The sequence below is a fragment of the Ensifer sp. ENS07 genome (assembly GCF_014852185.1).
GTDB lineage: Bacteria > Pseudomonadota > Alphaproteobacteria > Rhizobiales > Rhizobiaceae > Ensifer > Ensifer adhaerens.
On sequence record NZ_JACVBE010000011.1, the window covers coordinates 206,860 to 227,646 of the forward strand.

At 62.2% G+C, this 20,787-nt stretch carries 21 protein-coding genes; 4 read left to right on the forward strand and 17 right to left on the reverse strand.

Annotated features, from left to right (window positions below; all coding sequences use genetic code 11):
• Window positions 1–16 precede the first annotated feature (16 nt).
• From IB277_RS27480 to IB277_RS27510, 7 genes are all read right to left on the reverse strand, one after another.
• The gene (locus IB277_RS27480; RefSeq protein ID WP_034796085.1) at window positions 17–940 is read right to left on the reverse strand and encodes a LysR family transcriptional regulator; all 924 of its coding nucleotides are present in this window, start codon (window positions 938–940) and stop codon (window positions 17–19) included.
• A 43-nt stretch (window positions 941–983) separates the two neighbouring features.
• Complete coding sequence (locus IB277_RS27485; RefSeq protein ID WP_192372082.1) at window positions 984–1,757, reverse strand: enoyl-CoA hydratase-related protein; 774 nt, start codon at window positions 1,755–1,757, stop codon at window positions 984–986.
• Complete coding sequence (locus tag IB277_RS27490) at window positions 1,754–2,911, reverse strand: CaiB/BaiF CoA-transferase family protein (RefSeq protein WP_060518083.1); 1,158 nt, start codon at window positions 2,909–2,911, stop codon at window positions 1,754–1,756. Before IB277_RS27490 ends, IB277_RS27485 begins: the two co-directional genes overlap by 4 nt.
• The gene (locus IB277_RS27495) at window positions 2,908–4,263 is read right to left on the reverse strand and encodes an FAD-dependent oxidoreductase (RefSeq protein ID WP_034796075.1); all 1,356 of its coding nucleotides are present in this window, start codon (window positions 4,261–4,263) and stop codon (window positions 2,908–2,910) included. Before IB277_RS27495 ends, IB277_RS27490 begins: the two co-directional genes overlap by 4 nt.
• A gap of 113 nt (window positions 4,264–4,376) precedes the next feature.
• Window positions 4,377–5,213, reverse strand: coding sequence for an ABC transporter permease (locus tag IB277_RS27500; RefSeq protein WP_192372086.1), 837 nt, complete (start codon window positions 5,211–5,213; stop codon window positions 4,377–4,379).
• Window positions 5,213–6,016 (reverse strand): ABC transporter ATP-binding protein, encoded by an 804-nt coding sequence (locus IB277_RS27505; RefSeq protein ID WP_192372088.1) that lies wholly within the window; start codon window positions 6,014–6,016, stop codon window positions 5,213–5,215. The genes IB277_RS27500 and IB277_RS27505 overlap by 1 nt, the downstream gene beginning before the upstream one ends.
• Before the next feature lie 4 nt (window positions 6,017–6,020).
• Window positions 6,021–7,055 carry an ABC transporter substrate-binding protein gene (locus IB277_RS27510; protein ID WP_034796052.1) on the reverse strand — a complete coding sequence of 345 codons (1,035 nt, stop codon included), beginning with the start codon at window positions 7,053–7,055 and terminating at the stop codon, window positions 6,021–6,023.
• Between the two features lie 220 nt (window positions 7,056–7,275).
• Here IB277_RS27510 and IB277_RS27515 point away from each other — a divergent pair, with 220 nt between their 5' ends.
• Window positions 7,276–8,709, forward strand: coding sequence for an aldehyde dehydrogenase family protein (locus IB277_RS27515; RefSeq protein WP_192372090.1), 1,434 nt, complete (start codon window positions 7,276–7,278; stop codon window positions 8,707–8,709).
• Window positions 8,710–8,833: 124 nt separating this feature from the next.
• On the opposite strand, the gene IB277_RS38715 is transcribed toward IB277_RS27515, so the two are convergent.
• From IB277_RS38715 to IB277_RS27530, 4 genes are all read right to left on the reverse strand, one after another.
• Window positions 8,834–8,956 (reverse strand): hypothetical protein, encoded by a 123-nt coding sequence (locus tag IB277_RS38715; protein ID WP_255381371.1) that lies wholly within the window; start codon window positions 8,954–8,956, stop codon window positions 8,834–8,836.
• Between the two features lie 172 nt (window positions 8,957–9,128).
• Window positions 9,129–10,055, reverse strand: a complete 927-nt coding sequence (locus IB277_RS27520) for a dihydrodipicolinate synthase family protein (protein WP_192372092.1) — start codon at window positions 10,053–10,055, stop codon at window positions 9,129–9,131.
• Window positions 10,052–10,759 (reverse strand): ribonuclease activity regulator RraA, encoded by a 708-nt coding sequence (locus tag IB277_RS27525; RefSeq protein ID WP_192372094.1) that lies wholly within the window; start codon window positions 10,757–10,759, stop codon window positions 10,052–10,054. The genes IB277_RS27520 and IB277_RS27525 overlap by 4 nt, the downstream gene beginning before the upstream one ends.
• 15 nt (window positions 10,760–10,774) lie before the next feature.
• Window positions 10,775–11,560, reverse strand: coding sequence for an SDR family oxidoreductase (locus IB277_RS27530; RefSeq protein WP_112977101.1), 786 nt, complete (start codon window positions 11,558–11,560; stop codon window positions 10,775–10,777).
• 92 nt (window positions 11,561–11,652) lie between these two features.
• On the opposite strand from IB277_RS27530, the gene IB277_RS27535 reads away from it, so the two are divergent.
• Both IB277_RS27535 and IB277_RS27540 read left to right on the forward strand, forming a co-directional pair.
• A complete protein-coding gene (locus IB277_RS27535; RefSeq protein WP_192372098.1) occupies window positions 11,653–12,510 on the forward strand; it encodes a LysR family transcriptional regulator in 858 nt (285 codons plus the stop codon).
• Window positions 12,511–12,810: 300 nt separating this feature from the next.
• On the forward strand, window positions 12,811–13,113 hold the full coding sequence (locus IB277_RS27540; RefSeq protein WP_192372100.1) for a putative quinol monooxygenase: 303 nt from the start codon (window positions 12,811–12,813) through the stop codon (window positions 13,111–13,113).
• A 49-nt stretch (window positions 13,114–13,162) separates the two neighbouring features.
• Here IB277_RS27540 and IB277_RS27545 read toward each other — a convergent pair whose 3' ends face one another.
• The 6 genes from IB277_RS27545 to IB277_RS27570 all read right to left on the reverse strand — a co-directional run bounded on the left by IB277_RS27545 (window position 13,163) and on the right by IB277_RS27570 (window position 19,468).
• Complete coding sequence (locus IB277_RS27545) at window positions 13,163–13,864, reverse strand: FadR/GntR family transcriptional regulator (RefSeq protein ID WP_192372102.1); 702 nt, start codon at window positions 13,862–13,864, stop codon at window positions 13,163–13,165.
• 50 nt (window positions 13,865–13,914) lie between these two features.
• The gene (locus IB277_RS27550) at window positions 13,915–14,817 is read right to left on the reverse strand and encodes a dihydrodipicolinate synthase family protein (RefSeq protein WP_192372104.1); all 903 of its coding nucleotides are present in this window, start codon (window positions 14,815–14,817) and stop codon (window positions 13,915–13,917) included.
• Window positions 14,818–14,827: 10 nt separating this feature from the next.
• Window positions 14,828–16,543 carry an L-arabinonate dehydratase gene (gene araD / locus IB277_RS27555; RefSeq protein WP_192372106.1) on the reverse strand — a complete coding sequence of 572 codons (1,716 nt, stop codon included), beginning with the start codon at window positions 16,541–16,543 and terminating at the stop codon, window positions 14,828–14,830.
• A 164-nt stretch (window positions 16,544–16,707) separates the two neighbouring features.
• Window positions 16,708–17,484: an SDR family oxidoreductase gene (locus tag IB277_RS27560; protein ID WP_192372108.1), complete on the reverse strand. Its 777-nt coding sequence runs from the start codon at window positions 17,482–17,484 to the stop codon at window positions 16,708–16,710.
• A gap of 11 nt (window positions 17,485–17,495) precedes the next feature.
• Window positions 17,496–18,644, reverse strand: a complete 1,149-nt coding sequence (dgoD, locus tag IB277_RS27565) for a galactonate dehydratase (RefSeq protein ID WP_060530195.1) — start codon at window positions 18,642–18,644, stop codon at window positions 17,496–17,498.
• A 56-nt stretch (window positions 18,645–18,700) separates the two neighbouring features.
• Complete coding sequence (locus tag IB277_RS27570) at window positions 18,701–19,468, reverse strand: FadR/GntR family transcriptional regulator (RefSeq protein WP_090301412.1); 768 nt, start codon at window positions 19,466–19,468, stop codon at window positions 18,701–18,703.
• A 182-nt stretch (window positions 19,469–19,650) separates the two neighbouring features.
• Between IB277_RS27570 and IB277_RS27575 the strand changes: the two genes are divergently transcribed.
• On the forward strand, window positions 19,651–20,634 hold the full coding sequence (locus tag IB277_RS27575; protein WP_029742701.1) for an arabinose ABC transporter substrate-binding protein: 984 nt from the start codon (window positions 19,651–19,653) through the stop codon (window positions 20,632–20,634).
• Window positions 20,635–20,787: the final 153 nt, after the last annotated feature.

The following is a 20,787-nucleotide window of genomic DNA, read 5'->3' on the forward strand; positions in this document are numbered from 1 at the left end:
GGAACGGATGCTGTATTCACGGATGGATCGCCTCCATGATCTGGTCGCTGAACCTCTGCAGTTCCGCGCCAACGAATTCGATGACGGCTTCCGCCGCATGCGTGCGCTGTCGGCGTCGCTGCACCAGAATCCCGACATGCAGGTTCTGAAGGCGCGAGCCGGAAAGCGGTATGGCGACGAGATCGCCCGACCTGATCTCGGCGAGGAAACCGATTGGCGTGAAGAAAGCCACGCCCTGACCGGACAGGATGAAAGGTTTGAGCATCATCTGGCTGTTCGAGAGAACAAAAGGCCGCCCGGTCCGCTCGAAGACCGAGAGTTCGATTTCGATGAGCGAGCGGATCGGTTGCGTGTCGAGTTGCAGGAGAAGGTCGTACTGGGCGCATTCGGCAAGCGAAACCTGCCGCTGTTTGGCCAGCGGATGTTCCCGTCCGACGAAGGCCATCAGCGGCATCGGCACGCGAAAGAGCATCTCGGTATCGTCAGGCCGGGCCAGATCGAAGGTCAGGCCCATATCGACATCGCCCTCGGCGACCAGGCTGCTGATATTGCCGTGGCCGGCGGTGTGGATGTGAAAGCTCACGCCGGGATGGATACTGTGGAACGCGTTGACCATGTCCGGCAGGAATTGGATCGCCAGGCTATCGAGGCAGGACATCTGCACCCGACCAGTCTTTTTCCCCTGCAGGGCGCCGAGGTCGCTGCGCAGCAGTTCGAAATTTTCCAGCGTCACCCGGGCGTGGCGCAGCACGTTTTCCCCGGCAACAGTCAGCCTCAGACCATTCGAGAGCCGCTCGAAGAGCGCGATCCCAAGCTCGTCCTCCAGTTTCTTGATCTGCCGGCTGACCGCCGAGGATGCGACATGAAGCTCCTCGGAGGCCTTGCGAATGGACCCGGACCGAGCGACCGAGACGAAGTATTTCAGGATGCTGGCGTGCATTCGATTGGACCCCTCCTCCCCTGGGCCCCGACCTATAACACGCTCACCGTCCCCTCCAAACGGGCGCGCGCTTCTCCTGAAAAGCGCGCACACCTTCCAGCGCATCCTCGCTGTTCAGCGCCTTCACAAGCGCGGGCGTGCGTAATCCCTGGGCTTCCGCCGGAGACAGGTGTGCGGTGCGATTGCCCGTCTGCTTGATGGCGCGCAGCGAGAGCGGCGCACAGGCGACGATTTCCTTCACCCAGCGGGAGACGGCCGCGTCGAGCTCGCCCGGTTCGGCAAGTTCGTTGACGATACCAAAGGCGTGCATCTCGGCGGCCGAGAACCGCCGACCGGTCAACAGCACACCCATGGCAAGGTTGTGCGGGATCCTGCGCTGAAGAAGAACCATGCCGCCATCGAGCGGCAGGCGCCCGACGCGAGCCTCGGGCAAGCCGAAGGCCGCCTCCGTCGAAGCTATGACGATATCGCAGCCGAGAACCATCTCGAATCCACCACCGAGCGCATAGCCATTGACCCTCGCGATGACGGGAACATCCAGAGACCGGCGAAAGGCCAGTCCTCCAAAGCCGTTCGGCCGGCTTTCGGTCCAGTAATCAAGGCCGGTCTTTTCAGCCCCCTTCAGATCCGCCCCGGCGCAGAACGCCCGTTCGCCGGCGCCCGTCAAGACGACGCAGCTGATGTCGTCGCGTGCTTCGATCTCCTCCCAGATCGCATCCAGTTCGCGCTCGGTTGCGGCATCCACCGCGTTCATCCGCTCGGGACGGTTGAGAGTGACGCTTGCGACGCGATCCTCTACCACGAAAGTGACGCTCATGCCGCATCTCCCTGACGAACCGAAAGCCCCGAAAGGATCTCGTCATTGTGCTCGCCGAGCGTCGGCGGCGCGATGCGAACCGTCACGGTCGCCGCCGACATGTCGATCGGCGAACCAACCAGCCGGATCGGACCGGCCTTCGTCTCTCCCGCGTCCAGGATCATGCCGTTGATCGTCGTCTGCTCGTCGTTAAGGGCTTCGGGAAGCGAGCGTACCGGTGCGCAGAGAATGTCCACCTGTTCCAAGCGGCCGAGCCAATGGGCGCTGCTGTTTTTTGCGAACGCCTCGCGGAAGATTTGCTGCAAATCCGGACGGCGCTGCATCTGCGCGTCGAAATCGACAAATTGCGGCTGGAGGGACAGGTCCTCGATCTCAAGGGCATTGCAGATGTCGCGCAGCGGATTCTGCTTGAAGGCACCGACCATGACGATGGCGCCGTCGGTCGTCTCGAACACGCCCGTCAGCGGGAAGGCGCCCCAGTTCAGGTCCTTTTCCCGCATCATGTGCGTGGTGCCTTCCTGCATCTGCATGGCGAGCATCGAACTGTAGAGGCTGACCGCCACTTGCTGGCCGTGCCCGGTCTTTTCGCGATGCAGCAAGGCAAGCAGAATGCCCTGCACCAGGTGCATGCCGGCCGAGTAGTCGGCAAGCGGCGTCGCGTAGATCGACAGCGGATGGCTCGCGTCGGACTTGCGCCGCATGACGCCCGAAAGCGCCTGCGCCAAGATGTCCTGCCCGCCCTTGTGCCGGTAGGGGCCTTCAAGGCCGAAGCCCGTGCCGACGGCGTAGATCAGCCGTGGGTTTGTCCGCTTCAGCTCTTCATAGCCGAAACCCATGCGCTCCATGACGTCAGGACGGAAATTGTTGACGACCACGTCGGCAGTGTCGATCAGCGCGCGGACGGCTGCCCGCGCCTCGTCCTGCTTGAGGTCGAGTGCAAGGCTCTTCTTGTTGCGGTTGAGCGAGGAGAAAACCGGATTGTTGAGGCCATCCGGGTCGGAGCCCAGCGACCAGCGCGAGAGGTCGCCGATCTTGGCCTTTTCGACCTTGATGACCTCGGCGCCGTAATCGGCCAGCATCTGCGTGCAGCACGGGCCAAGCATGACCTGGGTAAAGTCGACGACGCGGATACCGTCGAGGGGAAGAGACGTCATTCTGCGGCCTCCAGATAGGTTGCATTTTCGGATGGTACGTCGCCGGGATCGGCACCCTGCGCCCGCAGCTGCTTCTGGATCGCCTTGACGTCGGCGTCTCGCACCTTGACGCCGGCATTGAGCGCGACGGTGGCGGCAACACCGGCCGCCTCGCCCATCGCCATGCAGGGCGGGATCTCGCGGCTCGATTTTTGCGCCTGAATGGTCGCGGAATAATGCCGGCCTGCGACGATCAACTGATCGACCTCCTTGGGCAGCATGGCCCTATAGGGCGTGTAGTAGTCGCGGCCACGGCACACTGTGTCGGTGAAGTGCTGGCGGTTCATCACGTCGTCCTTGGTGACGACATATTCGCCCTGGAGCAGTCGCGACTGGCGCACGCCCGTCTGCGGCGCAAAGTCGATCACATGGGCATTTTCGAAGCCCGGCAGGTTGGCGCGGGCGAAGTCGAGCAGGCGGGCAATGCGGCCACGGCCCTCGAGTTCCGCATAGGTTAAGTCTTCGACACGGAGGCCAGAGAGCTTCGGCATGTGCGGGCAGTTGAGCCAGATGACGCCCGGCAGCGGGGTCTTCAACCACCAGAACGACCAGCAACCGCCAATCAGACGCTTGGCCTCGTGGTCGATTGCCTTGAACTTTTCGGGTTCCTCGAACTCGAAGCGCTCGGCGGCTTCAGTGTCGATGCCCCCCCAGCGGGAAACCGTCGTCAGGATGAAATTGCCGTCCGTATGCTGGGCGCCGGCATCGGCCGCAACGTCGAGGTCGCCCGAGGCGTCGATGACGACGTCGCCCATGATGGCCTCGCGGCCGGATTTCGTCTGGCAAACCACACCCTTGATCGTGCCGTTCTCGACGATCGCCGAGGAGAACCAGCTATGGGTCCTGAGCTTCACGCCGGATTCGCGCAGGATGTCATAGGAGACGCGCTTGAAGGCGTCCGGATCGAAGGCGGCCGCATAGCAGATCGGGTGCGGCGCAGACGGCGTGTGGAAGTCGAACAGGCCCCAGCGCGCCCATCTTTGCCAGGCCTCCGGCGTATCGCGAATATCGAGCTGGCGGTCGCCATCCGTCGGCGTGACGCAAAGGCCGAGCGTCTTCATCCGTTCGATCATTTCCATGCAGATGCCACGCACGGTGATTTCGACGCCGTTGACCATGTCATCGAGCACCAGAACCATACCGCCTGCGGCAAGGCCACCGACATAGGGATAGCGTTCGATAAGCGTGACGCTGGCTCCGGTGCGTGCCGCCGAAACCGCGGCGGAGATCCCAGCCGGTCCACCGCCGACGACGACGACGTCCGAGCGGTCGACGATCCGGGCATTGCGCAGGGGTTCTCTGATTGTTTCCATAGTTGTTTCCTCCATAGGGGAAGTGTCCGGCGAAATGTGAGGAGCTCACAGCCAGTGACTTCGTCGGTGGACCGGACCCGGTTATCCAGGTCCGGTAGCAAAGAGTTTGGGGGTCAGTGGTCCGTCGTCGGTTTCCAGCGGACGATCTTCGATTCCGCGTAGGAGACGGCAAAGAAGAGGACCACGGCAAGCGAGGCCGCAATCACCACCGTCGCGTAAAGCAGCGGCGAGCGGAAATTGTAGGTCGCCTCGATGATCAGCGCACCGAGACCGTAGCTGGAGCCGATCCATTCGGCGACGATCGCGCCCATCACGCTGCTGGTTGCCGCAATCTTCAGCGCGGCGAACAGAAAGGGCAGCGAGCCCGGCAGGCGAACCTTCCAAAAGATTTCGGAATTGCTGGCAGACAGGATGCGCATCAGGTCGAGCATTGCGGGGCTCGCCGACTTCAGTCCCTGCACCATGTTGACCAGCGTCGGGAAGAAGCAGATCAGGCCGGCGATGATGATCTTCGGCGCGATGCCGTTGCCGACAAGCAGCACCAGGATCGGGGCAAGCGCGATGATCGGGATCGACTTGATGATGACGGCGATCGGATAGAAGGCGCGTTCCGCGAGCGGGCTATAGACGAACCAGACCGCCAGAAGGACGGCGATGACATTGCCGAAGATGAAACCGAGAACGGCCTCCATGAGCGTCGGCCAGAAGTTCGTCCAGAGCACGCCGGCGTTTTCGCCGAAGGCCTTGATGACGTCGACCGGTCCGGGCGCCATGAAGGTCGGCACCGAAAAACCCCAGACGACGAGTTGCCACAAAAGGATGCAGCCAAGGATCGCGAGTGTCGCCGGAAGATGCCGCAGGGTCGCAGCGGCAAGACCATCGAGTATCCGGAACCGGTTGCCGTCGGTCAAAGCGCGGCCTTCCGCCTGTGAAGGAAGGGCATTCGCCATCAGCATTCTCCCAAAAGTTTGCGCAGGTGGGCGGTCACCTGGATGAACTCGACCGTGTCGCGCATCGCGAGAGTTCGCGGATAGGGCAAGTCGACTTTCATGAACTCTTTGACGCGGCCGGGATGGGCGGCGAGCATCAGCACATGTTGACCGAGGAAGACGGCCTCGGGGATCGAATGGGTGACGAAGAGGATCGTCGTGCCGGTTTCCTGCCAGAGGCGCAGCAGTTCTTCGTTCAGCTTGTCGCGCGTGATCTCGTCGAGCGCGCCGAAAGGCTCGTCCATCAAGAGAATGCGCGGGCGGGTCACCAGTGCCCGGGCGATCGCCACGCGCTGGCGCTGGCCGCCCGACAATTCGTGCGGCATCGCCTTCTCGCGCCCCTTCAAGCCCACGAGGGCGAGAAGCTCTTCCGGATCGGCATAGGTCGCGCCCGGTTCGCGTTTCCCCACCAGCAGCGGGAGACGCACATTGTCGATCACGTTGCGCCACGGCAGCAGCGTCGCTTCCTGGAAGACGAAGGCGAAATCGCGTCCCTCGCGCGCCTTGCGCGGCGTCTGGCCATGGACGGACACCGAACCGTCGGTGATGTGCACGAGATCCGCCACCGTACGCAGCAAAGTCGACTTGCCGCAACCGGATGGGCCGAGCATGGTCACGAGCGAGCCGGCCGGTATCTCGACCGAGACATCGGAGAGTGCGGTGAAGCCTGAATCATCCGCGCCAAAGCGAATGTGAAGGTTCTTCACCGACACCGCGGCGTTGCCGAGCGAAGCCTTGCCGGGTCTGATAAGCGTTTCCAACATCGCCTTATCCTACGCTCTTGCGGACATCGGCTGTCGCATCCAGGATTGCCATTGTGTAGACGTCATCGACATTGGGAACCGGACCTGTGAACTGGCCGAGGTCCGCATAGGTCTTGATCTGCTCCGCCCAGTTTGCCTGGTCCATGCCTCCCCAACCCTCGCTCGCGGTGGTTTCGTTGAACACGAACTTCATCAGCGGTCCGATGGCCTCCAGCTCGCTCGCCTTGTCGAGGTTGGGGTAGGATTCAAGCAGGATGTCGACGGCCTCTTCCTGATGGTCGCGGGCATAACCCCACCCGCGCGCCGAACCGGATACGAAGGCTGCGAGCTGGTCCGCGTGATTTTGCAGCTGATCGTCGGTGGTATAGTAGACGTTGGCATAAAGCCGGATACCGCCATCCCAGAGCGTCAGATCGACCCGGTCATCCCCGAGCACCTTCAGGGCGTTGACGTTCGTCAGCCAGCCACAGACCGCATCGGCCTGGCCGGTCACGAGCTGGTTCATGTCCGAGCCCATGTTGACGATCTTGACCTGGTCTTCCGATATGCCGTTCTTGGCGAGAAGCGCGCGCAGAAGAATGACCGAGGTCGGGATCGCGGCGATCGTCTTGCCAATCATGTCCTGAGGCTTGGCGATCGGATTTGCCTTGCGAGAGAAATAGGCGAAAGGATGTTTTTGGTAGCCGGCGGCGAATGCCTTGATCGGTGCGCCGGCCGAACGAGCCAGCATGACTGACGGGCTGGAGGAAATCTGACCGATGGTCGACTGGCCAACGGCAACACCCGCAACACCATCGACATTCGGTCCGCCGGGCACGATTTCGAGCTCTATGCTCTTCTCGGCGTAGTAACCCTTCTTGCGGGCCACAAGCTCTCCGAGAAGCCCGTTCGATGGCAGCCAACCGAGCTGCATGCGTATCGTCGCGGAATCGGCCGCAAGGCCTGGTGAAACATTGATGAGGCTATGAGTTGCGGCAATCGCGCCCATTGCGGCCGCATTCGAAAGGAAACCTCGGCGGTTCATCATAAAACGAGACATATCGTTCCCCTTGCTTGTTATGGGAGCGATGATGATGGAATTTGGCATCTCATAAAGCACAATTTTTAGCGGTTGGTATTGCCGATACGGCAACGCTCGGGTCGGAATTTAGGTTTGCCGTTTTGGCAATGGCGGGGTCGAAAGATTGTTCTTTCTGCCCGATCCATCGCATCCGATAAGCAGAGACATGATCAAAGTGTGAGCGCCGCGGAGGATAGATATGGTGCAGAAAAACCTGATCGATGGGGAATGGATCGCCGGTAGCGAAGCGTTCCGCAACATCAACCCGTCCGATACCAACGACGTGGTCGGCGAATACGCCCGCGCGTCGGCGGACGATGCGCGCGCAGCGATCGCTGCCGCCAAGGCGGCGTTTCCGACCTGGTCGCGCTCGGGTATTCTCGAGCGCCACGCGATCCTGAGGAAGACCGCCGACGAGATCCTTGCGCGTAAGGACGAACTCGGGAAGCTCTTGTCGCGTGAGGAAGGCAAGACGTTGGCCGAAGGCATCGGCGAGACGGTGCGCGCCGGCCAGATCTTCGACTTCTTCGCCGGCGAGTGCCTGCGGTTGGCGGGCGAGGTGCTGCCGTCGGCAAGACCCAATATCGGCGTCGAGATCACCCGCGAGCCGGTCGGTGTCGTCGGCATCATCACGCCCTGGAACTTCCCGATCGCCATTCCCGCCTGGAAGATCGCGCCGGCGCTTTGCTACGGCAACACCGTCGTCTTCAAGCCGGCCGAACTGGTGCCCGGCAGTTCCTGGGCCATCGTCGACATTCTTAACCGCGCCGGCCTGCCGAAGGGCGTCTTGAACCTCGTCATGGGCAAGGGCTCGGTCGTCGGCCAGGCGATGCTCGACAGTCCCGACATTCACGCCATCACCTTCACCGGCTCGACCGGCACGGGCAAACGCGTGGCGCTCGCCTCCGTCGAACACAATCGCAAATACCAGCTGGAAATGGGCGGCAAGAACCCGTTCGTCGTACTTGACGACGCCGATCTTGCGGTTGCAGTGGAAGCCGCGGTCAACTCCGCCTTCTTCTCGACCGGCCAGCGTTGCACCGCATCTTCGCGCCTCATCGTCACCGAGGGTATTCACGATCGGTTCGTGGCGGCCATGGGCGAACGGATGAAGGGGCTTGTTGTCGACGACGCCTTGAAGGCCGGCACCCAGATCGGCCCAGTGGTCGATGAGAGCCAGCTCAACCAGGACACCGACTATATCGCCATCGGCCGCCAGGAAGGCGCAAAGCTTGCCTTCGGCGGCGAGCTTCTGAAGCGCGACACGCCCGGCTTCTACCTGCAGCCGGCGCTGTTTACCGAAGCGACGAACGCCATGCGCATCAGCCGGGAAGAGATCTTCGGGCCGGTCGCATCCGTCATCCGCGTCAAGGACTACGATGAGGCGCTCACGGTCGCCAACGACACGCCCTTCGGTCTGTCCTCGGGCATTGCCACCACCAGCCTGAAGCACGCGACCCATTTCAAGCGCAATGCCGAAGCCGGCATGGTGATGGTCAACCTGCCGACCGCGGGCGTCGACTTCCACGTGCCCTTCGGCGGCCGCAAGGGCTCGTCCCACGGCTCGCGCGAGCAGGGGCGTTACGCCGCCGAGTTCTACACAACCGTCAAGACGGCCTACACGCTCGCTTGAATGTGAGGCAAGCCCCGGCGCCCAACATCCATCTCGGTGTTGGGCGGCGGGGCTGTTTCGATATACAGATGAGGCCGCAAGGATAATTTCCGAGGCCGCCAGCTCAGGAGGTCGCGATTTTCTCTCAGAGAACCGGATAGAGGCCTCGCGAAGACACCACGTACTGGATCGCCGCAAGCAGGATCGCGACCACAACGATCACACCGATACGCAACGTTCTTTCAAGGAAAGTTTCCTGGCCCTGCATCGTCAAACCTCGTTCTGAAACAGGTGTATCGACAATCGGCAAGGTCAGAGTATCAGGCGCGCGAGCGCGAGCACAGACCGCAATGACAAGTCGCAGAACGGGAACGACCTTTAAAAACCCGTCCGCCGCTTCAGATCAGAGACGGACAGGGGCCCCGGGGAGAAGAAGCGGCCTAGAAAGCAGCTCGCCTGTCGTATCTCGCGAGACGGGCAAGCAGATAGTCCACTTCCGCCCGCGCTGTCGGGGTCAGCATCTGGGCTGGTTTGCGTTGCGCGTCGGTGGCGATAACGCCGCGACGCTTCAGAACGTGCTTGCGAATGGCAAGGCCAATCCCGAGCTGCTGCTCGTAACGGATCAACGGCAGGTGCGCGTCGAATAGATCGTGCGCTTCATCCCTTTTCCCGGCCGCAGAAAGCTTCATCAGTTCGGTAAGCATGTCCGGAAAGCCGTAGCCGGTCATGGCACCATCGGCGCCGCGCTCCGGCTCAAAGTCGAGGAAGAGGCCGCCATTGCCGCACAGGATGGAAAATTCGCGAAGTTCGCCCGCCTTCTGCATGGCGCGCAACTTTGATATTTTCTCAAGACCGGGCCAGTCCTCGTGCTTCAGCATCAGGCAGGACGAATGGTTGGTGATGATCTTCGCGATGACGCCAGGCGCCATGACAACCGTGAGGGTCAGCGGATAGTCCTGCAAAACCCACGGCACATCTTCGCCGACCGCTTCCACCGCACCTGCGAAATAGTTGACGATCTGATCATCCGTGCGCAGCGCAGGTGGCGGAGCGATCATGACGCCGGCGGCACCCATCTCCATCGAGTCACGCGCCAGCGAGCGCATGCTGGCAAAACCTGGAGCGGATACCCCGACGATGACAGGAATCTTCGACCGGGAGACCACCCGCTTGACGATGGCTCTGCTTTCCTCCGGTTCGAGCTTCGGGGCCTCGCCCATGATTCCAAGGATCGTGACGCCGGTGCAACCGCTCTCCTCATAAAAGTCTGTCAACTTGTCGATCGAATTGAAATCGATCGAGCCGTCCTCGAAGAACGGTGTCGTCGCGATGGCGTAGACGCCCTTGGATTGCGTGCTGAACGTCATTTCTGGCTTTCCTTCCAGGCCTCGTACCGGGCCTTCGTTTCAGCGTTCATCGGGTAAAGACCGGGAAGCGGCACGCCCCGATCCACTTCAGTCATGATCCAGGCTTCCATAAGCTCCTGCTCGGGTGCCTCAGCGAGCACCTCTTCGAGAAGCGCGGCCGGGATAAGGACTGCGCCGTCGTCGTCGACGACGACAATATCATCAGGCAGAACAGCAACGCCGCCGCAATTGATCGGCTCCTGCCATCCAACGAAGGTCAAGCCTGCGACTGAAGGCGGTGCCGCAACACCATTGCACCACACCTTCATGCCGCTCGCCAGCACCCCCTCGGCGTCGCGCATCACGCCGTCGGTAACGAGGCCGACAACTTTGCGTTTCGCCATGCGGGCACACAGAATGTCGCCGAAGATGCCGGCATCACTGACGCCCACTGCATCGGCGACGGCGATGCAGCCCTCTGGCATCGCTTCGATCGCCGCCCGCGTGGAGATTGGCGACGCCCAGCTCGCAGGCGTGGCGAGGTCTTCCCGGGCAGGAATGAAGCGCAGCGTAAAGGCCTTGCCGACAACCCGTCCCTGGCCGGGCTTCAGTGGTTTCGTGCCGCGCAGCCAGATGTTGCGAAGCCCTTTTTTCAGGAGAACCGTGGTGAGCGTCGCGGTGGAGACGCTCTTCAGAGTTTCAACGACGTGAGGCTCAAGTGTCATTAGAAACCTCGCACATCAGATGCTGTTGATCAGCCCGCCATCGACACGGATGACTGAGCCGGTGATATAGGATGCGCGGGGGCTCGCAAGGAAGCTGACGGTGTCGCCATATTCCTTCGGATCGCCATAGCGGCCGACCGGGATCGACCCGGTGCTTTCAGCCGTGACATCGGCGACGGGGCGGTTCTCGCGCTTGGCCTTCTGTTCGTCCAGAAAGACGATCCGCCCGGTGGCAATACGCCCCGGCAGTACGATGTTTGCGGTGATACCGTCGCGACCAACCTCACGCGCCAGGGTCTTCGACCAGCCGACCAAGGCCAGGCGCAGGCTGTTCGATATCCCGAGATTTGCAATCGGCGCGACGACTCCGGAGGACGTCGAGGTAATGATACGTCCCCATTTGCGCTCGCGCATACCCGGAAGCACCGCATCGGTGACCGCGATCACCGAGCGAACCATGAGGTCGAAATATTTCGACCAATCGTCGGGCGACTGTCCGGCGGCGGGCGTTGGCGGCGGCCCCCCGGTGTTGTTCACAAGGATGTCGACCGGTCCGAACGCAGCTTTTATGGCATCGAGCTTCTGACCGATCAGGGAAAGGTCGCCGATGTCCCAAACGAGCGGAATGGCCTTGCCGCCTGCGCCGCTGATTGCCTCTGCCGTCGCCGTGGCGCTTTCCTCGTGGATGTCGGCGACAACGACGGAAACGCCTTCGGCCGCGAGCGACCTGGCGATCGCGCCGCCAAGCCCACCACCGGCGCCGAATACGAGCGCCGTCTTGCTGTTCAACTGAAGATCCAACTCTTCCTCCTGTTGTTTGACGGCACTATGCCAAGGCGGAAACGGAAGAAAAACCTTCCTTTTTATCCCTTCAGACGATAGTAAAAATAACGATGGAAACGCGCTTTCTCGAAACCTTTCTGGCGGTGGTTCAGCATGGCTCGCTCGCCGAGGCATCACGCCGCATGGGCGTCACGCCAGCGGCGGTCGCGCAACGGATCCAGGCGTTGGAAGACGAGATCGGACTGCCTCTTCTTGCGCGATCAGGCCGGCGGGTGAAGCCAACCGAAGCGGGCCTCGCAATCCTGGAAAAGAGCCGGCGCGTTCTGGCCGAAGTCAGGCAGTTGAAAGGCGTGGCGCGCGACGACCAGGCATTCGGAGAACTCCGTCTGGGCGCCATCTCGACGGTTCTGACCGGCCTGCTTCCGAACGCCTTGCGGCGGGTTTTCGACAGGACGCCGGGCATCGACATCTTCCTGCTGCCGGGCACGTCGGCCGAACTCTATAACAGTGTCGCTGAAGAGAAGATCGACGCGGCAATCCTTGTCAAACCGCCCTTCCCCATTCCAAAGACGCTCAACTGGGACCTCATCCGGTCGGAACGGTTCGTACTCCTGGCCCCCCCGGACCTTTCAGAGACCCCCGTCGACCGCCTGCTTCGCGAGCAACCGTTCATTCGATACGACAGAAGCAACTGGGGTGGCCGACTGGCCGATACCTACCTTCAAACCCAGCGAATTCTCCCTCGAGAGTGGCTGGAGCTTGATTCACTTGAAGCCATATCGATGATGGTTGAGGCTGGACTTGGCGTGTCGCTGATGCCCGACTGGCGCTCGCCGCTCTTCGACAACCTGCGCGTCGCCCGGCTACCGCTGCCGAACGCGCCGAGCCGTGAGATCGGCCTGCTCAGGCCACGCAACGCACCGTCTGGCCGACTGATACAGACCGTCCTCGACGCCATCCGATCATAGAAAACGCGGGTGACGTCGGCGGTCGAACGCTAGGGGATTTGCTCTAAGCAGCGGCCTGCCGCCGGAACCGAGGCCGACGATCCGGCAACGCGAGCACAGATTATTCGCCAACTCCGAAATAACATTTCTGTCCGTGACGGATTATCGGACCGGGCTGCACCGCACTATCGTCACTTGGTCGATCAGGGCTCCCTGGATGTACCTCGATCGGTCCACGGCATTTCAAACCCGTTCACACTCCACCAACCCGCAGAACCACCCCGAGATCGTTCGCACCAGCGCCCGACGCAAGGAACCGTCATGACCACAGAAAAGGTAATCTCCATCGCGATTTTGAAGGCCAAACCGTACCAACGCGAGGCGCTCCGGCAAGGCCTGCTTGGTCTCATCGCTCCAACGCGGGCAGAACCCGGCAACCTCGACTATGTCTTGTTCGAGCTGCGGGATGAGCCCGGTACCTTCTACATGCGCGAAGCTTTCGCCGACCAGCTTGCGCTCGACGCACATTTCGCGACACCCCATTTTCAAGCCTTCGCGGCCGAAATCGATGCTCTCCTTGAAGAACCGCTACGCCTGATTTTCCTGGATCAGGTCTCCGCCTGAGGCGCGGTGACGATCTCGAAGTTGCGGGCGGTATCTCCGGAACAACTGGCTAGGAGGTGAAATTGCGCTTGTAGGTCGACGCGATCAACGCTGCAGCGCGTTCGAATGCCTTGTCCTCGTCGCGTTCTTCGATCGCGACGAGGATCGCCTCATGCTGGGCCAGGGATTGGCCGAAACCGCCTGTAGCCGCCATCGTCTTCGGGATGCTGATGGAGAGCGCTGCCCGAATGACGGAAGCAACCGGCAGGAGGAAGCGGTTGTGGGCGGATTGAAAGATGTTGAGGTGAAAGGCGATATCAGCCTCGATCGCGTCTTCGACACGAGCGCCGCCTTCCGCCATTCGTGCGAAAGCGGCACGAATCTCTCCATGCTCGGCCGCAGATCCGCGTCTGGCGGCAAGGCGTGCAGCAAGCGGTTCGATCGACAGGCGGAGCTCGAACAGTTCTTCGGCAAGCGTTGCCTGATCCTCCGCGTCACTTTGCCACGAAAGCACGACGGGATCGAGGGTGTTCCAGTGTTCGGCCGCCCGCACGCGTGTCCCGAGCCGGGGCTTTGCCTCAATGAAGCCCTTGGTCGACAGGATCTTCAGCGCTTCGCGCAACGTCGTGCGGCTGACGCCGAGCGTCGCCAGCATGTCGGCTTCCTTCGGCAGGGTATCGCCAACCTTCAGCTCGCCGAGCGTGATGCGGCGGCCAATATCGCCTGCGATGCGAGCAGGCAGGCCGCGATCCTCCCGAGCGATTGCCTTCATGCCCACTCTCTCCATTGCATCACCGCCCCGTTCATAGCCGGTCGCCCCGATCAGGAAAAGCCACCCATCGCGGCCGCGTAGCGGCGGGTCATCTCGATGCCAATCGCGGTCGGTCGCATGGCCGGCGCACGGTCGTGGATGGTTATGCCCGCCCGTTCGCCGAAAAGGCGCTTCCCGTAACAAAGCAGCGTCTCGATGCCCTGCATGGTGAAGACCACGCCGGGCAGCATCTGCCGATAAGCCTCTTGCGCGTGCTCGTCCCAACCGTCTGAAAAGAACTCGTAGGCGCGCACGGCATAGTCGATCGAATCTGGCGCAAGGATCAGGCCGTGGCAACCGATGCGCAGGTTCTCGAGCAGCTCGAGGCCCGCACGACCATTAAATACCGGCAGCCGGCCCTCGGTAACCTCGATGAGATGGGCGATGTCGACGACAGGCCCCTCGCCCTTCACCAGCCGGATGTTCGGGTGCTGGCGCACCAGCTCGCGAATATCGGCGGCCGTCAGCCCTCGTCCCATCAGGGCCGGGGCGTTCTGAATGGCAAGCGGCAGCTCGGTCTGATCGGCGACGCGGCCGAAGAAGCGGATGTACTCGGCGGCCGAGAACTGGCCGACCATCGGCGGCTGGAGGATCAGCCAGTCGGCGCCGGCCCGTGCCGCATGGCGCGCCTGGCGCACCTGTTCCTCGACCGACGCGCCAAAGATCGTCAGGGCGACCGGCACCTGCCCGGCCGTATCCTCGACCAGCCACTCCATGATTGCCATGCGCTCGGCCTCGTCGAGCTTTGAGGCTTCGGTTGCAAGGCCGAGCCCTGCCATGCCGTGCACGCCGCTTGCCAGGCAGATTTCCGTCTGCCGTCGCATGGCGGCACGATCGAGCCGCTCTTCATTGTCGAAGAGCGCGTAGAGGATGGCGTGGATGCCATGAAGGTTTTCGATGCGGAAGTCGTCCACCGTCGCCTCCTCAATGGCTTTCGCGCGGAACTGCGTGGCCGCGGCCGCCGACAAGAAAATCGAGATCCGCGCCGGTGTCGGCCTGCATCACGCGCTCGACATAGAGGCCCTGATAACCACCGACCATTTCCGGGGGTGGCGCGGTCCAGGCGGTTTTTCGGCGCGCCAGTTCCTCGACGCTCACGTCGAGGTGGAGGCGGCGGCCGGCAACGTCGAGCTCAATCCAGTCGCCATCCCTTACCAGGGCCAGCGGGCCGCCAACCGCAGCTTCGGGTGCCGTGTGCAGGACGACGGTGCCAAAGGCCGTCCCCGACATGCGGGCATCCGAGATCCTCACCATGTCGCGCACGCCCTTTTTCAGGAGCTTCTGCGGGAGAGCCATGTTGCCGACCTCGGCCATGCCCGGATAGCCCTTCGGGCCGCAGTTCTTCAGCACCATGATCGAGGTCTCGTCGATGTTAAGATCCGGGTCATCGATCCGCGCCTTGTAGTGGTCGATGGTTTCGAACACGACAGCGCGGCCGCGGTGTTGCATCAGCGCCGGGGTCGCCGCGGAAGGCTTGATGATCGCGCCGTCAGGCGCAAGGTTGCCGCGCAACACGGCGATGCCGCCACTCGACGTCAGGGCCCGATCGAGCGGCAGGATGACGTCGTCGTTGTAGTTCTCGACAGACTCGATGTTGGCGCCGACGCTTTGGCCGGTCACCGTCAGGGCGCTGAGTTCCAGAAGCGCAGCAATCTCCTTCATGACGGCGGGCAGCCCGCCGGCATAGTGGAAATCCTCCATCAGATAGCGCCCCGAAGGCATGAGGTTGAGGATGGTCGGAATATCGCGGCCGAGCCGGTCCCAGTCGTCGAGAGAGAGCTTCGTGCCAATCCGCCCGGCGATTGCCAGGAGATGCACAACGGCGTTGGTGGAGCCGCCGATCGCACCGTTGACGCGGATGGCATTGGCGAAGGCGTCACGGGTCAGGATCTTCGACAGGCGCAGGTCCTCGGCAACCATTTCGACGATCCGCCGCCCGGTCAGCCGCGCCAGCCGGGCGCGGCCCGCATCAACCGCCGGACAGGCGGCATTGCCGGGCAGCGCAAGCCCGAGCGCTTCAACCATGGACGCCATGGTCGAGGCGGTGCCCATCGTCATGCAATGGCCTGGCGAGCGCGACATGGCGCTTTCGGCCGCCATGAAATCCTGTTGCGACATGACACCGGCACGCACGTCTTCGGAAAACTTCCAGACATCGGTGCCTGAGCCGATCGTGCGACCCTTGAAGCGGCCGTTCAACATCGGCCCGCCGGAGATGACAATCGAAGGAAGATCGCAAGAGGCGGCCCCCATCACCAGCGACGGCGTGGTCTTGTCGCAGCCCGCCATGAGCACGACGCCGTCGATAGGGTTGCCGCGGATCGCCTCCTCTACGTCCATCGAGGCGAGGTTGCGGAAAAGCATGGCGGTCGGCCGCAGATTGGACTCGCCGCAGGAAAACACCGGGAACTCCAGCGGCAGGCCACCGGCCTCGAGCACGCCTGCCTTGATGTGTTCGACCAGCGCGCGGAAATGCGCATTGCAGGGCGTCAGCTCCGAGAAAGTGTTGCAGATGCCGATCACCGGCCGCCCGTCGAAGACGTCGTCGGGCAACCCGTTGTTCTTCATCCAGCTGCGATGAATGAAGGCGTCCTTGTCCAGTCCGCCAAACCAATGCTGCGATCTTAATTTCCTGGACATGTGTCCTCCCGATTACCTCGAGCGCTCGCGCTCTTTTCATTTCTCATATAATCGGAGTTATTGCAGGTCAAGCGATGACCGGCGTGACGTGAAGGCAAAGAAAAACCTCCGGCTGGTGAGGCCGGAGGTCGAAAAAAGTGGAGGGGAGCTGTCGAAGTGGCCCTTCAGGGATGGTGCAGCACGCTCATACCGCCATCGACCGTCAGGCAGGTGGCGTTCATGAACGGGCATTCGTCCGAGATCATGAAGAGTGCAGCCTTGGCGATTTCCTCCGGTGTTGCGATGCGGCCACCGGGATGGAGCTTCATAGTATCGGCCTCGGCGGCGACCGGATCGGGGAAACTGTTCCAGTATTCCACGGCCTTCTGCGTGCGGACATAACCCGGCGCCAGCGCATTCACGCGCACGCCCTGCCCGGCATATTCGAGCCCCAGCGCCTTGGTCATGCCGAGAAGCGCATGTTTGGCGACCGGATAGGGGAAGGTGTGCGGGATGATGGTGAAGGCGTGGGTCGAGGCAATATTGAGGATGACGCCGCCGCCCGCCTCGATCATGCCCGGCAGCACAGCCTTGCTGCAATTCCACGCACCCTTGAGATTGATGTCGAAGCAGCGCTGCCAATCGGCATCCGAGAGTTTCAACGGCTCGAAGAAGACGTTGACGCCGGCATTGTTGACGAGCGCATTCGGCTGACCGATCTGACGGGCGGCGGCAACGACGACCTGCTCGATGGCATCGGCATCGGTGATATCGGCCGTGGCGTAGCCCACCTTCCCGCCCGACATACGCAGGCGCTCGGCTTCGCTCGCCAAGAGGTCGCCATCACGGTCGATGAGGAAGAGGCCCGCCCCCTCGCCAAGGAAGGCTTCAGCGATGGCGAGGCCGATGCCTTGCGCTGCGCCGGTGACAACGACGCGTTTTCCCTCAAGACGACCCGCCATATCCGCGCTCCCTACCACTCGGCTACGCTGCCATCGGCGTGGCGCCAGATCGGGTTGCGCCAGCGATGGCCTTCCTTTGCGCGCTCGATGACATATTGCTCATCCACCTCGATGCCGAGGCCAGGGCCTTGCGGGATAGACACGAAGCCGTCCGCGTAGTGGAACACCTCCTTGTTGGAGATGTAGTCGAGAATGTCGTTGGCCTCGTTGTAGTGGATGCCGAGGCTCTGTTCCTGGATGAAGGCGTTGTAGCTGACGGCATCGACCTGAAGGCAGGCGGCAAGCGCAATCGGTCCCAGCGGGCAATGCGGTGCCAGCGCCACGTCGTAGGCCTCCGCCATCGCAGCAATCTTGCGGCATTCGGTGATGCCGCCGGCATGCGACAGGTCCGGCTGCAGGATATCGACATAGCCGTCGGCCAGCACCGACTTGAAGTCCCAACGCGAATAGAGCCGCTCACCGAGCGCGATCGGCGTCGAGCAATGGTTGGCAATTTCCTTCAGCGCCTCGCGGTTTTCCGAAAGCACCGGTTCTTCGATAAACATCAGGTTGAAGGGCTGAAGCTCCTTCGCCAGGACCTTCGCCATCGGCCGGTGCACGCGACCGTGGAAATCGACGCCGATGCCGATATGCGGGCCGATCGCCTCGCGGATCGTCGCAATGGTTTCGACCGCCTTTTCCACCTTCTCCCAGGTGTCGACGATCTGCATCTCCTCGCAGCCATTGAGCTTGATGGCCTTGAAGCCGCGAGCGACGACGTCGCGGGCATTTTTGGCGACATCGGACGGACGGTCACCGCCGATCCAGGAATAGACCTTGATGCGGTCGCGCACCTGGCCGCCAAGCAGCGCATGCACCGGTTGGCCATAGGCCTTGCCCTTGATGTCCCAGAGCGCCTGGTCGATGCCAGCGATCGCCGACATGTGGACCGCACCGCCGCGGTAGAAGCCGCCGCGATACATCACCTGCCAATGGTCCTCAATCAGCAGCGGATCCTTGCCGATCAGATAGTCCGCAAGCTCGTTGACGGCGGCTTCCACGGTCAGGGCGCGGCCTTCGACAACCGGCTCACCCCAGCCGACGATGCCCTCGTCGGTCTCGATCTTCAGAAACAGCCAGCGCGGCGGAACGATGTAGGTGGTGAGCTTGGTGATCTTCATGGTGCGATATCCGCTGGGTCAAACAAGGCGACGACGTCGGCCGCCGGGAAGGGGTTTCAGCGCGCCGACGGGGCGGGCCGGTGACGTTCTACGGCAAGCTTGAGGTCGCGGGCGGCAAGATCCAGCATGCGCGTGGAACAGTCGCGCGCCCTCGCCTTGTCGCGCAGACGCAGTGCCTCGACCAGTTCGCCATGGATATCGATTGCTTCGTCACGACGTTCGGCAACTTCATTGGAGGCATACAGCGAGAACTTCAGCGCCGCCTGGATGATGCCGACGAGTTGCAGGAAGACCTGGTTATGGCTGGCCTTGAGCAGGCAGGTATGAAAGGCGACGTCGGCATCGGTGAAGCCGACGACATCGCGCTCGCCGTCACGCATCGCCTGCCAGGCGCGCTCGAGGTCGGCAATTTCCTGGACGGTCGCGCGTTCGGCCGCAAACTCAGCGGCCGCCGGCTCGATCGCGCGGCGCGCCTCTAAAACGCAGTTCAAAAGATCGAATTCAAAGATGCGCTCGCCGATCCATTCGAGCACCTGGGAATCGAGGATGTTCCACTCGTCCTTGTTGCAGACGATCGTGCCCACCCGCGAACGGCCGCGGACCATGCCCTTCGATTCCAGCACCTTCAAGGTTTCGCGGATGACGGTCCGGCTGACGCCATAACGTTCGCAAAGGTCGTTTTCGCGCGGCAGGAAGGAGCCGACCGGAAAGACGTCGGCGCAGATGTCCGAGGCGATGGCGCGCGTCACATTCTTTTGAACGCGAGGGCGACGCTGGCCGCGCTCCTGCGCGCCGTTGCTGTAGTCCTGCTCTTCCACCGCCATTTTCCTCCCGCTCCCGTCTCCCTGTCGCTCCATAGCGCAGACGCTTGGAGGCGACAACGCAGCGAAGCACATTATCGTTATACATCACTATCTCATTCATCATACAAAGGCAATTGACGAATATGATGATTCATCATACACAAATGCTCACTGCAGGAGGCAGTTCACCAGGGAGAGACATCATGCGCTTTATCAAGGCAGCCATTCTGGCTGGTACCGTCGCCGTGTTTGCGGCAACCTCGGCGTTCGCTGCCGACGTCAAAATCGGCTTCATCGTCAAGCAGCCGGAAGAGCCGTGGTTCCAGGACGAATGGAAGTTCGCCGACGTCGCCGCTAAGGAAAAGGGCTTCACGCTGGTCAAGATCGGTGCGGAAGACGGCGAGAAGGTTCAGTCGGCAATCGACAATCTCGGCGCCCAGGGCGCGCAGGGCTTCATCGTCTGCACCCCTGACGTCAAGCTCGGCCCCGGCATCGTCGCGAAAGCGGCTGCCAACGACCTCAAGCTGATGACGGTCGACGACCGTTTGGTCAACGCCGACGGCAGCCCGATCGAAGACGTGCCCCACATGGGCATTTCGGCGACGAAAATCGGCGAAGCCGTTGGTCAAGCCCTGGTCGACGAAATCAAGAAGCGTGGCTGGGACATGAAGGACGTCGGCGCGATCCGCGTTTCCTACGACCAGCTCCCGACGGCGGTCGACCGCGTTGAGGGCGCACTTTCAGTTCTCAAGGCCAACGGCTTCCCGGAAGCCAACATCTTCGACGCGCCGCAGGCCAAGACCGATACGGAGGCAGCACTTAACGCCTCGACGATCGTGCTCAATAAGAACGCCGGCATCAAGAAGTGGGTTGCGATCGGCCTCAATGACGAAGCGGTACTCGGCGCCGTGCGCGCAACCGAGACGGTCGGCATTGCTCCCGACAGCATGATCGGCGTCGGCATTGGCGGCGCGGACTCGGCGATCAACGAGTTCAAGAAGCCTGCGGCGACCGGCTTCTTCGGCACCGTCATCATCTCGCCGAAGCGCCACGGCTATGAGACCGCACTCAACATGTATGAGTGGATCGCCAACGGCAAGGAACCGGAAAAGCTGACCCTGACCGCCGGCCAGCTTGCGCTGCGCGACAACTACGAGGCCGTACGCAAGGATCTCGGCATCGAGTAATCGCTGCTTGCGACACGAGATCACGATTGTTTGGGTCGGACCGACCCAAACAATCAACGTGATCGATTCTGGTAGTTTAGAGCGGGATGCGGGCGGAAAACCGCGCACACTTTCCTCATCCCGCTCTATCGGCCCGGCGGCTCGGCTGCCTGG